Here is a 12,829-nt window from a genome sequence, read left to right as displayed (position 1 = left end):
CCATGTTGCTGACCTTTAGCATGATGATGGCCGCGGCGGCCGTGGGCTGGCTGACCTGGTCCGCATTGCGGCCGTTGTTGGACGGCAATCGACTGGTATTGGCCGGCCTGCCGTGGTGGTGGCGGGCGGCTTGGCCCTGGGTGTCGGCCGTGGCGCCCCTTGTGGGACCGCTCTGCTCGTGGCGTCTGCGGGCCCGATTGACCCGTGCCGTCGAATTGGCCGGGTTGCCAGCCGAGGTCGGCTACGCGCACGTAGCGGCGTTGGGCGTCAGCGCGGCGTTGCTTGCCGGCGCTGTGTGCGGGGGGCTGATGATGGCCTTCGACGCTTTTTTCCCCAACGGGTGGCTGTGGTCGATAGCGGTGGGCCTTGCGGCTGGCGTGGTGCCACGCCTGTGGTTGCATGGCCAGAGCGAAGCGCGGCGCCGCGGCATTGAGCGCGACTTGCCCTTTGTATTTGACATGATGACGCTATGCGTGGAAGCGGGCCTGAGTGTGCAGGGGGCGCTGCAAATCGCGGCGCAAAGCGGGCCTGAGGGCGCGCTGCGGGATGCCTTGTCAGACGCACTGTCCGAAATGCGGGCGGGTGTGACGCGCACTGCGGCGATCAAAGCGCTTGCCGAGCGCTGCAATAGTCAGATTGCCAAGACGTGGGCGGCTGCGCTGGCGCAAGCCGAGACGCTGGGCATCAGCCTGGGCCCCGTCCTGCGCGCGCAGGCGGCGCAGTGCCGTGGTGATCGGCACGTGCGGGCTGAACAGCAAGCGATGCAGGCGCCGGTAAAAATGCTGTTGCCCTTGATCGGGTGCATCTTCCCGTGCACATTTATTGTGCTGGCCTTTCCCATTGCGGTTCAGCTGCTTCAGAGCATTCCATGAACGGGAACAGGAACAGGAACAGGAACAGGAACAGGAACAACCCAAGCCAAAGCCGCTTGCCGCTGGCCCGGCTGCGATTTTTGCGGGTGCTTGGCTGGAAAGGGCGGATGCGCGGGTTGCTCGGGCGACGACCGCCGGGCGGTCGGTCCGGATTGATGCTGATGCCTTGTGCCGCCGTGCATACTTTTGGCATGCGCTACGCCATCGACGTAGCGTTTGTGTCGCGCGATTATGGCGTGATGGCAGTACGCAGATCGCTGCCGCCATGCCGCATCGCCTTATGCCTGGGCGCTATTGCCGTTGTCGAGATGCGTGCTGGCGTTATTGATGCCGAACACGGAGGTATACGCAGGATAGAAGCTGCAATACAACGCGCCGCCCGCGGCGATGTTGAACGGAATTTGCAACGTGCCGGCAAACTGCGGCGACAAACCCATGTAGACCAACAAGCCCGCGCACAGGTCGATGAAAAGAAACACCAGGGCCCACGTTGCGCCATACACAAGAAAGGGCCACTTATTCCGCCAGCATGCGATGCCCGAGAAAAACAGGGCTTGCACCAACCGCAGGCCGTGCCAAGCGACCAGCACCGGCGCATGCCAGAACAAGGCGGCGATCACGACATAAATGATGGCAAAGATGGTCAGCGGCACGCGCATGGCCATCAGGATGGGGTCCAGGGAACGTTCGACCGATGCAATCCGATAGGCTTCCGCCATCGAATCCATGAACGGCAGGAACGTCAGCAGGCCGGCCGCCATGCTCAAACCGGCATACAGCAGGCCCATGACGAACAGCTTTCTGAACACGCCCGGCTGCTTCAGGGGCTTGCCCCACATGGACGGCAACATGACGCGGTCGGCCTCGACGTGCTTGCACGCGGACAACGTCATGAGGGTGATGATGGGCATGAATGCCACGACCAGGATGGGGCCGACGGGCGGTGTCGCGCTGGCGAATACGACCAGCAGGCTGATGAACATGGCCCAGGTGAACATGGCCAGGGGTTGCTTGCGGAACAGGCGGAAGCCGTCTCGAACCCATTGCCAGCCGGATGTCGCGGGTAGGAATGCTGCTTGCATGGCTCTCTAAAGGGAGGGAGTCTCTCAAAAAGGGACGCGCGAGCCCCATTATGGGGGGCGTTACGGTTACGGCAATATTGGCAAGCCCGAGCGGTGGCGCGCCTGCAACACTCTTTCGAAGTGCCGGGGGTCATGCGGCTTAAGCGTTTGGGCGGGGCGGGGCAGATAAAAGTCGTACAGGCGCGACACCCAGAACCGCAACGCGGCGGCGCGCAGCATCAGGGGCCATACCTGGCGTTCGGCGTCGGTGAAGGGGCGCACGCCCGCATAGGCGGACAGCCAGGCTTGCACCAGTTCGGGAATGAACTCGCCCGTGTCGCGTTCGATACACCAGTCGTTGACGCTGACGGCCACGTCGAACAGCCAAGTGTCGCAGCCCGCGAAATAGAAATCGATGATGCCGCCCATGAGCGGATCTTCGAATGTACCCGCGAACAGGACGTTGTCACGGAAAAGGTCGCAATGGGCGGGGCCGGTTTGCAGGGCTTGCCAGGCGGGCGTTGCCACCGCGGCTTGCTGGGCCGTCAATTCGGCGGTCAGCAGTTCGGCTTGCGCCGGCGCCAGGAACGGCATCACCTTGGGCGCCGTTTCCAGCCACCAGCCCAAGCCGCGCAGGTTGGGTTGGTGAATGGGAAAGTCCTGCGCCGCAAGGTGGGCGCGGGCCAGGGTCGCCCCGGCAAGCGTGCAGTGGGCGGCGCCGGGAGCCGGCTCGTACCCGCCGGGCAGGCGCGACACGATGGCGCAGGGCTTGCCATGCAACGTCGTCAGGCGGGTGCCGTCGCGCAGGTTTTGCGGCCGAGGTACCGGGATGCCGCGTTCCGCCAGGTGATACATCAGTTCGATATAGAACGGCAGCTGGGCATGCGTCAACACTTCGAACAAGGTCAGCACGTATTCGCCGCGGGTCGTATACAAGAAGTAGTTGGTGTTCTCGATACCCGCCGTAATCCCTCGAAGCGAGACGAACTCGCCCAGATCGAATTGCGCCAGCAGGGCGCGCGCGTCGTCGTCGGATACGGGAGTGAATACGGCCATTGATATGCAGGAAAGAGGGGTTAACGGACGCTCGGACATCCCTGTGCGGCGGCGGCGGCGCAATTTTAGACCACATAGCGCCAGGCTGTTTGCAAGCGCCGGGCGCTGCCCGCAAGGGCGTCCCGGACATAATGCCGCGAAGCCCGTAAAATACCGCATCCCCTTGTTTTGTAGAGTGATTCTTGGACTCCCCCGACTGGCGGCTGTGCGTCGCCCCGATGATTGACGTGACCGATCGCCATTGCCGTTTTTTTCACCGGCTGCTGGCCCCCCGCGCACGCTTGTATACGGAAATGATCACAACGGGCGCGCTGCAGCACGGCAACATCCCGCGCCACCTGGACTTTGACGAAGCCGAACACCCCGTTGCGTTGCAGCTGGGCGGCAGCGAGCCCGATGCCCTGGCCCAATCGGCCAAGCTGGGGCGTCAATGGGGGTACGACGAGATCAATCTCAATTGCGGCTGCCCATCGGAACGCGTGCAGAAAGGCGCTTTCGGGGCGTGCCTGATGGCGGAACCGGAGCTGGTGGCGGATTGCGTGAAAGCCATGCAGGACGCGGTCGACATTCCTGTCACCGTTAAACATCGCCTGGGTCTGGATTACGAAAACTCCTACGACTTTGTCCGAGACTTCGTCGGCAAGATCTACGACACGGGCTGCCGCGTTTTCATCGCACACGCCCGCAATGCCGTGTTGAAGGGCCTGTCTCCGAAGGACAACCGTGAAATTCCGCCGCTGCGCTACGACGTGGTCAAGCAGCTGAAGCGGGATTTCCCCGACTGCACTTTCGTGCTGAACGGCGGCCTGGCGGATGCGGACCAGTCGGTGCAGGCGGCGGGCGAATTCGATGGCGTGATGCTGGGCCGTGCGGCGTGGCACACGCCGCGCGTGTTGTCCGAGGTGTCGCTGCGCTTGTGGCCGTCGGTACGCCTGCCCGGCGACGCGCAAGTGGTCGACGCCATGACGCAGTACGCCGCCCGGCAGGTGGCCAAGGGCGTACCGTTGCGGGTGATGACCCGGCCGATGCTGGGTTTGGTGAACGGGCAGTCCGGCGCGCGTCGCTGGCGCCGAATGCTGTCGGACCCGGCTTTGCTTGCGGCCAACAACCCCGAACTGATCTACGACGCATGGCGCAGCCAGCGGCAGGCGCCTGACGTGCGCGGCGCCGCATTTGAAGCGGCGCCGGCAGGGGTATAGCGTTGACCTGGGGCAGACGGCTAGCGCGGCCTGAACCCCGGTCTGATCAGAACGTTCAGGACTTTGCCGGTTCGGCGGTTTCAGCCGGCCAGTCGCGGATATAGGCCTTCAGCATGTTGTTTTCGAACTGCTGCGCCGCGACGATCGCCTGCGCCATGTCGTAGAACGAAATCACGCCCATCAGCGTCGGGCCGTCCATGACCGGGATGTACCGCGCATGCTTTTCCAGCATCAGGCGCTGCACTTCATCGGCGCTGGTATTGGGCGAAACGCTGACCGGTGCATCGTCCATGATCGATCGAATCGTGGTTTCGCCGGCCCCGCCGTGCGCGTGCATGTGGCGGATGATCTCTCGGAACGTGAGCATGCCGGTCAGCGTGCCGAATTCCATGATGACAAGCGAGCCTATATCCTGCTCGCTCATGGTTTGCACAGCCTGGGACACAGGCATGTCTGGCGACGCCGTATAGAGCGTATCGCCCTTGACGCGCAAAATCTCGCTGACCTTCAACATCGGTTCCTCCCGGGCGGACTACGCCCTGATGCTTTGCTATTTCTTGTTCGCTTCCAATTGCAATAAGGGAGCGATTCCATTTTCGGTATTCTGCGCTTCTCCGCACAGTTCTTCCAGCGTGGGCGTATTTTGCTGCGAAATAACGGCCGAAGCGACTCGCAGAATTTCCGGGTCGTTCCGGACCCGGGGCTGGCTGCGGTCCAGCAGGAAATTATCGACCACGGGCGCCATCGACGTCTCGCGCGCGTCGCAGGTCAACACCCAGTGATCGTCTGGGCTGCGGGTGGCCAGGCCCATCGCGCTTAGCGTTTCCAACACCTCGTTCAGTTCATCCTGATGCAACCGCAACTGGGACGCCAGCGCATTGGCGGGCAGGCCAGGCGGGTTGGCGGACTGCACACGGCGCAACGCGCGCAGCGCATCCAGGGCGTCGACGAATTGCGCGCCGGGGTAGCGGTTGATTTCCCAGCGGCCCAATCGGATCAGGGGTGCGCTTGAGGCCAGGGTGGCGCCCAGCAATACGGCCAGCCACGACAGGTAGATCCACAACAGGAAGATGGGAAGCGTCGCGAATGCGCCGTAAATGACCGTGTAGGTGGGAAACCGGGTCAGGTAATAGGCGAAACCCGACTTCATGATTTCCAGCGCAACCGCTGTCACGCCGCCGCCGACCAACGCGTCGCGCCACAGCACGTCGCGGTTCGGCACGACGACAAACAGCGCCGCAAAGCCCAGCCCTGTCAGGACAAGCGGGACAAAAGAAACGATGACGCTGACGACTTCCGGCACGTCCCGAACCAGCCCCAGCGATTCGCGCGCCACGAACGAGGTCGCCCACAGGCTGGCGCCCGCCAGCACGGGACCCAGCGTGATGATGGCCCAATACACCAGCGCCCGCTGCGGCAAGGGCCGCTGGCGGGACACATGCCAGATGTCGTTAAAAGCCTGGTCGATCGTCATGATCAGCAGCAGGGAAGTCACCAGCAGGAATGCGCCGCCGATCGCCGTCAGGCGAGACGCCTGGCGTGCGAACTGGTTCAGGTATTCCATGATGTTGTCCGAGACGGACGGGGGCATCAAGCTGTTGGTCAGGAAGTCTTCAAGGGCGACACGAAACTCCTGGAACACCGGGAAGGCGGTGAACAGGGAAAGCACCACTGCCAGCATGGGCACGATGGCCAGCACCGTCGTGAAGGTGAGGCTGGAGGCAACCTGCAGCAGCTTTTCTTCGCCGGCGCGTTGCAACGTGAACCGGAAGACGCGTCCGGCCCTTGCTACCCATGAAGAGCGCGCGGTCGAGGGTTCGGGGGCCACCGGCGTAGCGGCGCCGGGCTCGGCGGGGCGATTCATCAGGCGATAATAGCAGCATGAATCCCGAACTCAACCCCCGTCTACGCCTGCTGGCTTCGGCGTCATTGTTCGCTTTGATCGTCTTGTGCATCACCTGGGAAACGGTGGTGGCGCCGCTGCGTCCGGGCGGTTCGTGGATGCTGCTGAAGGCCTTGCCACTGGCCTTTCCACTGCGCGGCATTTTGCGCGGCAACCTCTACACCTATCAGTGGGCGTCCATGTTGTCGCTGCTGTATCTGATGGAAGGCGTGGTGCGGGCGATGTCGGATCCGGCGCCGCTTTCCGTCCTGATGGCGTGGGGTGAAATCGTTCTTTCGGCTGTATTTTTCCTTAGCGCCATTTTCTATGTGCGGCCCGCCAAGCGCGCCGCCAGGAGCCAACGCGCATGAATGCCAGATCTCTTACCGAACTTCAGGCGGTCAACAGCTTTGCCGCGTTGCCCGCTGCTTTCTACACCCGCCTGGCGCCGCAAGGCCTGAACAACCCCCGGCTGTTGCACGTTAATGCGGACGCCGCGGCGTTGATCGGCCTGGACCCGGCCGCGTTGGATACGCCGGAATTCCTCGAAGTGTTCTCCGGCCGCGCTCCGTTGCCGGGCGGCGACACCTTGGCGGCGGTCTACAGCGGCCACCAGTTTGGCGTGTGGGCAGGCCAGTTGGGCGATGGCCGCGCACACCTGCTGGGCGAAGTCCAAGGGCCGGACGGCGGCTGGGAATTGCAGCTGAAAGGCGCCGGGATGACCCCTTATTCCCGCATGGGCGACGGCCGTGCCGTGCTGCGGTCCTCGGTGCGCGAATACCTGGCCAGCGAGGCGATGCACGGCTTGGGCATCCCCACGACGCGGGCACTGGCGTTGGTGACATCGGACGACCCGGTCATGCGAGAAACCGTCGAGACGGCCGCGATCGTTACCCGGATGTCTCCCAGCTTCGTGCGATTCGGTTCCTTTGAACATTGGTCGTCACGCCGCCAGCCCGAGCTGCTCAAGACGCTGGCCGATTACGTGATCGACCGTTTTTACCCTGAATGCCGCGAAGCTCCGGCCGATCCGGCACAGGCCGAAATTGCCCCATACCTGAATCTGCTGCGTGCCGTCACACACCGCACGGCCCGGCTGATGGCGGATTGGCAGGCCGTGGGTTTTTGCCATGGCGTGATGAACACCGACAACATGTCCATCCTGGGCTTGACCCTGGACTACGGCCCCTATGGGTTCATGGACGGTTTCCGTCTGGGGCACGTCTGCAACCATTCCGACTCGGAAGGGCGTTATTCGTGGAATCGTCAGCCCTCGGTGGCACTGTGGAACCTGTACCGTCTGGGCGGAAGCCTGCACGCGCTGGTGCAAGACGTAGAGCCCTTGCGCGCGGTGCTGGACGAATTCGAGGCGGTTTTCACCCGCGCTTTCCATGACCGCATGGGCGCCAAACTGGGATTGGCGGCTTGGCAAGCCGCCGACGAGCCCCTGCTGGACGACCTGCTCAAACTGATGGACGCCAATCAAGCCGACTTCACTTTGTCGTGGCGCCGACTGGCGGACGCGGTGCTGGGCCAGCGCAGCGGCTTCCAGGACCTGTTTATCGACCGCCCGGCCGCCGCCGCGTGGCTGGACCGCCTGCTGGCGCGTCACGCACAAGAGGGCCGCCCGGCGCAGGAAGTTGCCGACGGCATGAACCGCGTCAACCCGCTATATGTGCTGCGAAATCACCTGGCTGAAGAGGCGATCAGGGCGGCGAAGAAGGGCGACGCCAGCGAAATCGACACATTGATGAAGCTGCTGCGCGATCCGTACACGGTGCAGGCCGGGTACGAGCGCTACGCGGCACTGCCCCCGGATTGGGCGGGAAGTTTGGAAGTCAGCTGCTCGTCCTGACGCGAATTATTTCCGAATCGCACAAATGCCGGCGGCGGCGGGCGGCGTTTTCCTGCGATTTACGCGAAAAAGCGATGATAGAGAGCGAAATATCACGCTTTTTTTCGCTGCAATCATTCGTTTCCATTGTAAATCTCGTAAGATTGTCGCCTGCGGGACACTCAGGATCGCATACCGCATCCATGGGGCATTTGTCGACAATTTTCAATATAAAGCACTCTGAATATGCCTGGCGCAGATGGTTTGCTATGTATCGGTCTGCTTGAGGATGACGCTGACTTCCGCGAGGAGTTGGCGTTAGGCTTGGGCGGCTATGGTTTTCGGGTAGCGTTTGCTTGTGACAATGCTGCGGCGTTCTATCGTCGATTGCAGGAACAGCCGTGCGACATTGTCATCCTGGATGCGCATCTTCCTGGCGAAGACGGCTTTTCGGTTGCGACCCGTTTACGAGCCTTGAGTCCCGTGGGCATTGTCATGCTGACCGGCCGCAGCGCGCTTGAAGACCGCGTGCGCGGGCTCGAAGGTGGCGCCGATGTCTACATGACCAAGCCGGTCGACCTGCTTGAACTCAGTTCCGTGATTCGCAGCCTGGCGCGACGCATGCGGCTGGCCAAGGCCCCACGGCCCGCCGATGCCGAAACCCGTGCCTCGGCCGACAGCACCTGGTCCTTGCAAGACGGGGGCTGGATCCTGGTGGCCCCGGACGGCGCGTCGCTGCACCTAAGTGCCCAAGAGCGGACGTTTTTGATGGCCCTGATGGATGCGGCAGGCAATGCCGTCAGCCGTCAGGTGCTGGCGGAACTGTTTTTGCCCGAAAGCCCCGGCGGTTTTGAATTGCGCCGTATTGACGTACTGGTCAGCCGGCTGCGCGCCAAGGCGCAAAGCGCAGGCCTGAAGTTGCCGGTGTTGTCGGTGCGCGGGCAGGGTTACGTTTTCGCCGCCTGATCCGCGCCCGGTTCTCCGGGTGCATTGACGGGCAGGGTGATCACAAAGCGCGTCCCCACGCCCACCTTGCTGTGCAGGGTCAGCGAGCCGCCCTGGTTCTGGCAAATGCGTCGCGCCAGATACAGCCCGATGCCCATGCCTTGCGTTTCCCGATGTGCGGAACGCCGGAAGTGCGGTTCAAACACGCGGGGCTGGTCCTGTTCTTCGATGCCCGGGCCGCTGTCCACCACCGCCAGCCACGCCATCGGCGCATCCCCTTCACGTATCTGACCCACTTCAATCCTGACCGGCTCATTGGCCGGTGAATACTTGATCGCGTTGTGGATCAGGTTGCGCACGACCACGCTGGTCAGCGGGCGGTCGCAGAACACCGGCAAGCGGCCGTCGGCATGCAGCAGCAGCGCGTGCGCGGTGTCCGGCCGCATCGCCGTCACCACATCGCGTGCCAACTCCGCCAGATCCGTGTGCTCGCCCCGGGGCGTCCAGGCCTGGTCGCCCAGGCGGTCCTGGTTCAGCAACTGGTCCATCAATTCCGTCATCCGAGAAACGGACCGATGGATGCGAGCCAGGCGCGTGTCGACCGCTTCACCGCTGTCGGAAAGGATCATGTCCAGCGATTGCGCGGCTGCGCTGATGGTGGCCAGCGGCGCGCGCAATTCGTGCGAAATCAACGCGTTCATCTGGCGTTGCGTGTCCAGCGCGCCGGCCAGTTCCGCCACTCGCAGTTCGCCCTGGGCAACATGTTCGGCATCCGCGTGGTCTTGCTGTGTCCGGCGGTCGCCGGCGCTTCCATGACGTTGGCCCATCAGCGCCAAGCCGAGCAGGGCGCCGGTCACCAGCAACAACCGCGCCACTTCGATCAGAGAACCGGACGCGTCGGCGCCGCTCGATAGCCAGGCTTCGCGGCCCAGCATCCACGCCGTTGTGGCATGAATGCAAGCCAAGGTCAGCGCCAGTGCGGGGCCGGTTTTTTTCGTTGCGGCCTGGACGGCGAACCAGATGGTCAGGCCTGCGCTAATGGCGGCGCCCAGTCCCGCGATCAAGGTTGGAATCAGCCCGTCTTCGGTTTCGTAGACGAATATCAGCGCCAATGCCGCCACGGCGGCCAGCGCCATGCTCAAAGCCCGGCATGCGGTCGCGATGCTTCTGGGCCTGCCCACGCCGGTACCCGAAAGCAACGGCGCCGTCACGGCCAGCAACGCCGCGTAAGAGCCGGCTTGCAGGGCGCCCGGGGGCAGCAATGTGGGCAAGGTGCGAAACACGCCTTCCAGTGCCACAAAGGCCAGGCCAGCGCCGTAAATGGACGCGCGGGCGCATGCCCATACAAGCGCGCACGCCAAGCCGCACGCAATGGCCACTCCCGCCGTCAGGCCAAGCTGTAGTCCTTCAACCGGGGCAGATACACCGTATGCCCGCGCGACGGCGGGCAAGAAAAAACCACACGCCAGCAATAGCCCTGGTTGCGATAACCGGGCTTGCGATCTTGGCGTGGCGCGCCGTCCACCTCGTGCGCCGAAAAGGCCGCGGATGCGAAGAAACAATCCTTCCTTCAACTAGTAACCCATTGGTGATCCGGCGCCAGCTCGTGCGCATGGGCGAAGTTTACGACAGCCCCACGTATCGCGCGGACGCCCAGGTCTTCCAGGATGACCTGGGTGGCGGAATCGGGAACGTCTTCGGCGTATACGGCCATGTCCAGCGTTGCCGCCGTGGCCATGACGGTGGCGGCCAGGTGCTGGCTACCCGGGCTATGGCGTAATCCGGTAATGAAGCTGCCGCACAATTTCAAATAGGACACGGGAAATTCGTGCAGCCGTTCCATCGCGCCGAATTGCTGCGACAGCCTGGACAGGCCGACGCGGGCGCCCGCCGCGGTAACGATGCGGCACAGCTGGCGCAGGTCGCCGGCTTGTTCGATCAGGCCATCGGCGTCCACCTCGATGATCAGCCGTCCGGTCAACGCGGGGCGATCCGCCAACATGCGTTCAAGCCGGGACAGGAAAGAGGTTTGGGTCAATGACGCCAGGGACACCGGCACCGTCAGCGCGGCGGATCGGGTGAACAGCCAGTCCAACCCCAGGCGGATCGCCTGGATGTCGCACTCGGCCGACAGGCCAAGCCGCACCGCCGGCGGCATGAAGATCGAGGCGGGGACCGGGTCTCCGTCCGTGGTGTCATGCAGCGTCAGGCTGGCCTCGTGATGCAGCAATTCGCCTGTCACGGCGTGCAGCGGCATCACCGACAACGAAAACCGGTGTTGCTCCAGGGCAGTGACCAGCGCGTCGTGCCAGCTGAACTCGCCGATGCGCGTACTGTCGGCCGTCTGGCTGGCGGGCGTGATTTGGTCGTCGTCGGCGCTTTCCGCGCACATCAGCGCGTGGTCAAGACGGGCCAGCGTATCGCTCATGTTGTCGCCGGGGGCGAAAGCGGCCATCGCCAGCGCCCACCGGCACCATCCGAATTTGTCCATGGGAACGCGCAGCGCGCGCAGTTCATGACGTACGCGCTCAGCCAGCACGCTGGCCTGCGGCGCCGAGGTGCACGGCAGCAACAACGCAAAATCCGACCCGCTGATCCTGGCCAACTGCGCCGACGGCCCGCCAAATTCCGCCACCAGTTTGCGCAGGCGATCGGACGAGGACCGCAGCCATTGGTCCGTGAACGCCCGCGACAAATGGCGGTTGATCTGCGCCAGGTCTCGCTGGCGAAACATCAGGAGGTGGCCACCCGCATCGGTGGACCGGTCCGCCAGCGCTGCGCGGAACAGGTCGATGAAGTGCTTGCGGTTGGACAAACGGGTGATGGGATCCCGGTAAATCTCGCTTTGCAGCGATTCGATCTTTGCGTTCTGTTCCTCGACGGTCGCGGCCACGCGGCGCTGGGCGTCGACAAACGCCTGATCTACCCCGGCTAGCTCGCAAGACCCGACGGGCGGGGCGCTGCTGCCCGGCGCCAACGCGCGCACGCGTTCGCAAATGTCGCGCGAGGTGCGTGTTTCGATCCAGCGCACCAGATTGAACGCAAACAGCGACCAGAACACGCCGGCAGCCAGCACCAGTCCCAGCACGCGTACCCCGCCTTGCCAGAGGGTGTCGCGCGCCAACCGCGCGTCGGCCTGCACCGTTACGGTGCCGCGCGTGCCGCCGTCCATCGACGCGTAGGGGCGCGACACGGCGGGCGCCTGGACGTTCAGCCACGCCGTGCGCCAGGCGCTGTCGCGCCCGGCCGCTGCGGCCTTGTGCCGTTCCAGCACCGTGACGCCGCCTTCATCGGCGATGCGCACCATGGAATACAGGCCCTGTCCGAATAGGTCGTCCGCCAGCGCCGCGCGTTCCTCGGGGCGGGACGAGGCGTGTGCCAATGCCCACGACAACGCGCTTGCGCCGCCTTCGCTCTGTTGGGCAAGTTGCGTATTTAGATAGCGATGGGCAGCGACCATCCCCAGCGCCTGGGCGCCAAGCAGGATGAAGCCGACCAGCAGAGCAGTGCAGAAAAGTAATCGGCGTAATGTCGACATGTCGGTCAATTCCCTTCGCGGGGCAGCAAGCAACCAAGACTACAGGGCCGCCCGGGTAAAGGGGGCGCCGGGCAAGGAGCGTGCCCGCCGCGAAAAAAAGCTGGATAAGAAACGTGACACACGTTACTAATACCTCAGCGACGCCGCTTACACTGTAATTCGGCATGTCACAGAACGTACAGAATATTACGAAATTAGGCGCAACGTCAGACAAGCTGTGCAATTATTTCGATCGTGATAATCGTCTTGTTGAGAACTATTGAGACACCACGTATTAATTTTTGGGCTTTGCCTGTCGTAGTAAGGGTAGGGCATGGGTCTATGGACCGGCCGGTTAACGGTATCCAAGGACCCACATGACCCTCCGCGAGCATCCGAAGAACCTTCGAAACACAAGGAAAAGAGGCGCGTTGCCTTCGAAGTGTGGCGTTTTTTTGCGAAA

General features: G+C 63.4%; 11 protein-coding genes and 1 pseudogene. 6 read left to right on the top strand and 6 right to left on the bottom strand.

The window, feature by feature from the left end:
- Nucleotides 1–2: 2 nt before the first annotated feature.
- Both V6F88_RS26655 and V6F88_RS27945 read left to right on the top strand, forming a co-directional pair.
- Nucleotides 3–872 carry a type II secretion system F family protein gene (locus V6F88_RS26655; protein ID WP_332613345.1) on the top strand — a complete coding sequence of 290 codons (870 nt, stop codon included), beginning with the start codon at nucleotides 3–5 and terminating at the stop codon, nucleotides 870–872.
- Nucleotides 869–1,144 (top strand): annotated as a pseudogene (locus tag V6F88_RS27945) (hypothetical protein); the annotation flags it as partial. The gene V6F88_RS26655 and the pseudogene V6F88_RS27945, both read left to right, overlap by 4 nt.
- Nucleotides 1,145–1,150: 6 nt before the next feature.
- Here V6F88_RS27945 and V6F88_RS26650 read toward each other — a convergent pair.
- The gene (locus tag V6F88_RS26650) at nucleotides 1,151–1,954 is read right to left on the bottom strand and encodes a BPSS1780 family membrane protein (RefSeq protein WP_332613344.1); all 804 of its coding nucleotides are present in this window, start codon (nucleotides 1,952–1,954) and stop codon (nucleotides 1,151–1,153) included.
- Between the two features lie 66 nt (nucleotides 1,955–2,020).
- The gene (locus V6F88_RS26645) at nucleotides 2,021–2,989 is read right to left on the bottom strand and encodes a homoserine kinase (RefSeq protein WP_332613343.1); all 969 of its coding nucleotides are present in this window, start codon (nucleotides 2,987–2,989) and stop codon (nucleotides 2,021–2,023) included.
- A 182-nt stretch (nucleotides 2,990–3,171) separates the two neighbouring features.
- Here V6F88_RS26645 and dusA point away from each other — a divergent pair, with 182 nt between their 5' ends.
- Complete coding sequence (gene dusA / locus V6F88_RS26640; RefSeq protein ID WP_332613342.1) at nucleotides 3,172–4,188, top strand: tRNA dihydrouridine(20/20a) synthase DusA; 1,017 nt, start codon at nucleotides 3,172–3,174, stop codon at nucleotides 4,186–4,188.
- A gap of 55 nt (nucleotides 4,189–4,243) precedes the next feature.
- Here the strand turns inward: dusA and V6F88_RS26635 are convergent, their stop codons facing one another.
- Both V6F88_RS26635 and V6F88_RS26630 read right to left on the bottom strand, forming a co-directional pair.
- Complete coding sequence (locus tag V6F88_RS26635; protein WP_006218678.1) at nucleotides 4,244–4,702, bottom strand: CBS domain-containing protein; 459 nt, start codon at nucleotides 4,700–4,702, stop codon at nucleotides 4,244–4,246.
- A 36-nt stretch (nucleotides 4,703–4,738) separates the two neighbouring features.
- On the bottom strand, nucleotides 4,739–6,052 hold the full coding sequence (locus V6F88_RS26630) for a YihY family inner membrane protein (protein ID WP_332613341.1): 1,314 nt from the start codon (nucleotides 6,050–6,052) through the stop codon (nucleotides 4,739–4,741).
- Between the two features lie 17 nt (nucleotides 6,053–6,069).
- On the opposite strand from V6F88_RS26630, the gene V6F88_RS26625 reads away from it, so the two are divergent.
- The 3 genes from V6F88_RS26625 to V6F88_RS26615 all read left to right on the top strand — a co-directional run bounded on the left by V6F88_RS26625 (nucleotide 6,070) and on the right by V6F88_RS26615 (nucleotide 8,870).
- Complete coding sequence (locus tag V6F88_RS26625; protein ID WP_332613340.1) at nucleotides 6,070–6,441, top strand: DUF2069 domain-containing protein; 372 nt, start codon at nucleotides 6,070–6,072, stop codon at nucleotides 6,439–6,441.
- Nucleotides 6,438–7,925 (top strand): protein adenylyltransferase SelO, encoded by a 1,488-nt coding sequence (locus V6F88_RS26620; protein WP_332613339.1) that lies wholly within the window; start codon nucleotides 6,438–6,440, stop codon nucleotides 7,923–7,925. Before V6F88_RS26625 ends, V6F88_RS26620 begins: the two co-directional genes overlap by 4 nt.
- Nucleotides 7,926–8,150: 225 nt before the next feature.
- Complete coding sequence (locus tag V6F88_RS26615) at nucleotides 8,151–8,870, top strand: response regulator transcription factor (RefSeq protein WP_006218682.1); 720 nt, start codon at nucleotides 8,151–8,153, stop codon at nucleotides 8,868–8,870.
- Here the strand turns inward: V6F88_RS26615 and V6F88_RS26610 are convergent.
- Both V6F88_RS26610 and V6F88_RS26605 read right to left on the bottom strand, forming a co-directional pair.
- Nucleotides 8,852–10,132: a sensor histidine kinase gene (locus V6F88_RS26610; protein WP_332613338.1), complete on the bottom strand. Its 1,281-nt coding sequence runs from the start codon at nucleotides 10,130–10,132 to the stop codon at nucleotides 8,852–8,854. The two genes, V6F88_RS26615 and V6F88_RS26610, sit on opposite strands and share 19 nt — an antisense overlap.
- Before the next feature lie 287 nt (nucleotides 10,133–10,419).
- Nucleotides 10,420–12,387 carry an EAL domain-containing protein gene (locus V6F88_RS26605; protein ID WP_332613337.1) on the bottom strand — a complete coding sequence of 656 codons (1,968 nt, stop codon included), beginning with the start codon at nucleotides 12,385–12,387 and terminating at the stop codon, nucleotides 10,420–10,422.
- Between the last annotated feature and the right edge of the window lie 442 nt (nucleotides 12,388–12,829).

The sequence above is a fragment of the Achromobacter sp. ESBL13 genome, assembly GCF_036668755.1.
Classification (GTDB): domain Bacteria; phylum Pseudomonadota; class Gammaproteobacteria; order Burkholderiales; family Burkholderiaceae_B; genus Achromobacter.
Note: the sequence above shows the minus strand (reverse complement) of the source record. Positions and strands in the feature narration are given on the sequence as shown.

Coding starts and splice junctions, on each gene's coding strand:
- V6F88_RS26605 (WP_332613337.1), bottom strand. CDS start 12,387: ATGTCGACATTACGCCGATTACTTTTCTGCACTGCTCTGCTGGTCGGC.
- V6F88_RS26655 (WP_332613345.1), top strand. CDS start 3: ATGTTGCTGACCTTTAGCATGATGATGGCCGCGGCGGCCGTGGGCTGG.
- V6F88_RS26635 (WP_006218678.1), bottom strand. CDS start 4,702: ATGTTGAAGGTCAGCGAGATTTTGCGCGTCAAGGGCGATACGCTCTAT.
- V6F88_RS26620 (WP_332613339.1), top strand. CDS start 6,438: ATGAATGCCAGATCTCTTACCGAACTTCAGGCGGTCAACAGCTTTGCC.
- V6F88_RS26615 (WP_006218682.1), top strand. CDS start 8,151: ATGCCTGGCGCAGATGGTTTGCTATGTATCGGTCTGCTTGAGGATGAC.
- V6F88_RS26630 (WP_332613341.1), bottom strand. CDS start 6,052: ATGAATCGCCCCGCCGAGCCCGGCGCCGCTACGCCGGTGGCCCCCGAA.
- V6F88_RS26645 (WP_332613343.1), bottom strand. CDS start 2,989: ATGGCCGTATTCACTCCCGTATCCGACGACGACGCGCGCGCCCTGCTG.
- V6F88_RS26625 (WP_332613340.1), top strand. CDS start 6,070: ATGAATCCCGAACTCAACCCCCGTCTACGCCTGCTGGCTTCGGCGTCA.
- V6F88_RS26650 (WP_332613344.1), bottom strand. CDS start 1,954: ATGCAAGCAGCATTCCTACCCGCGACATCCGGCTGGCAATGGGTTCGA.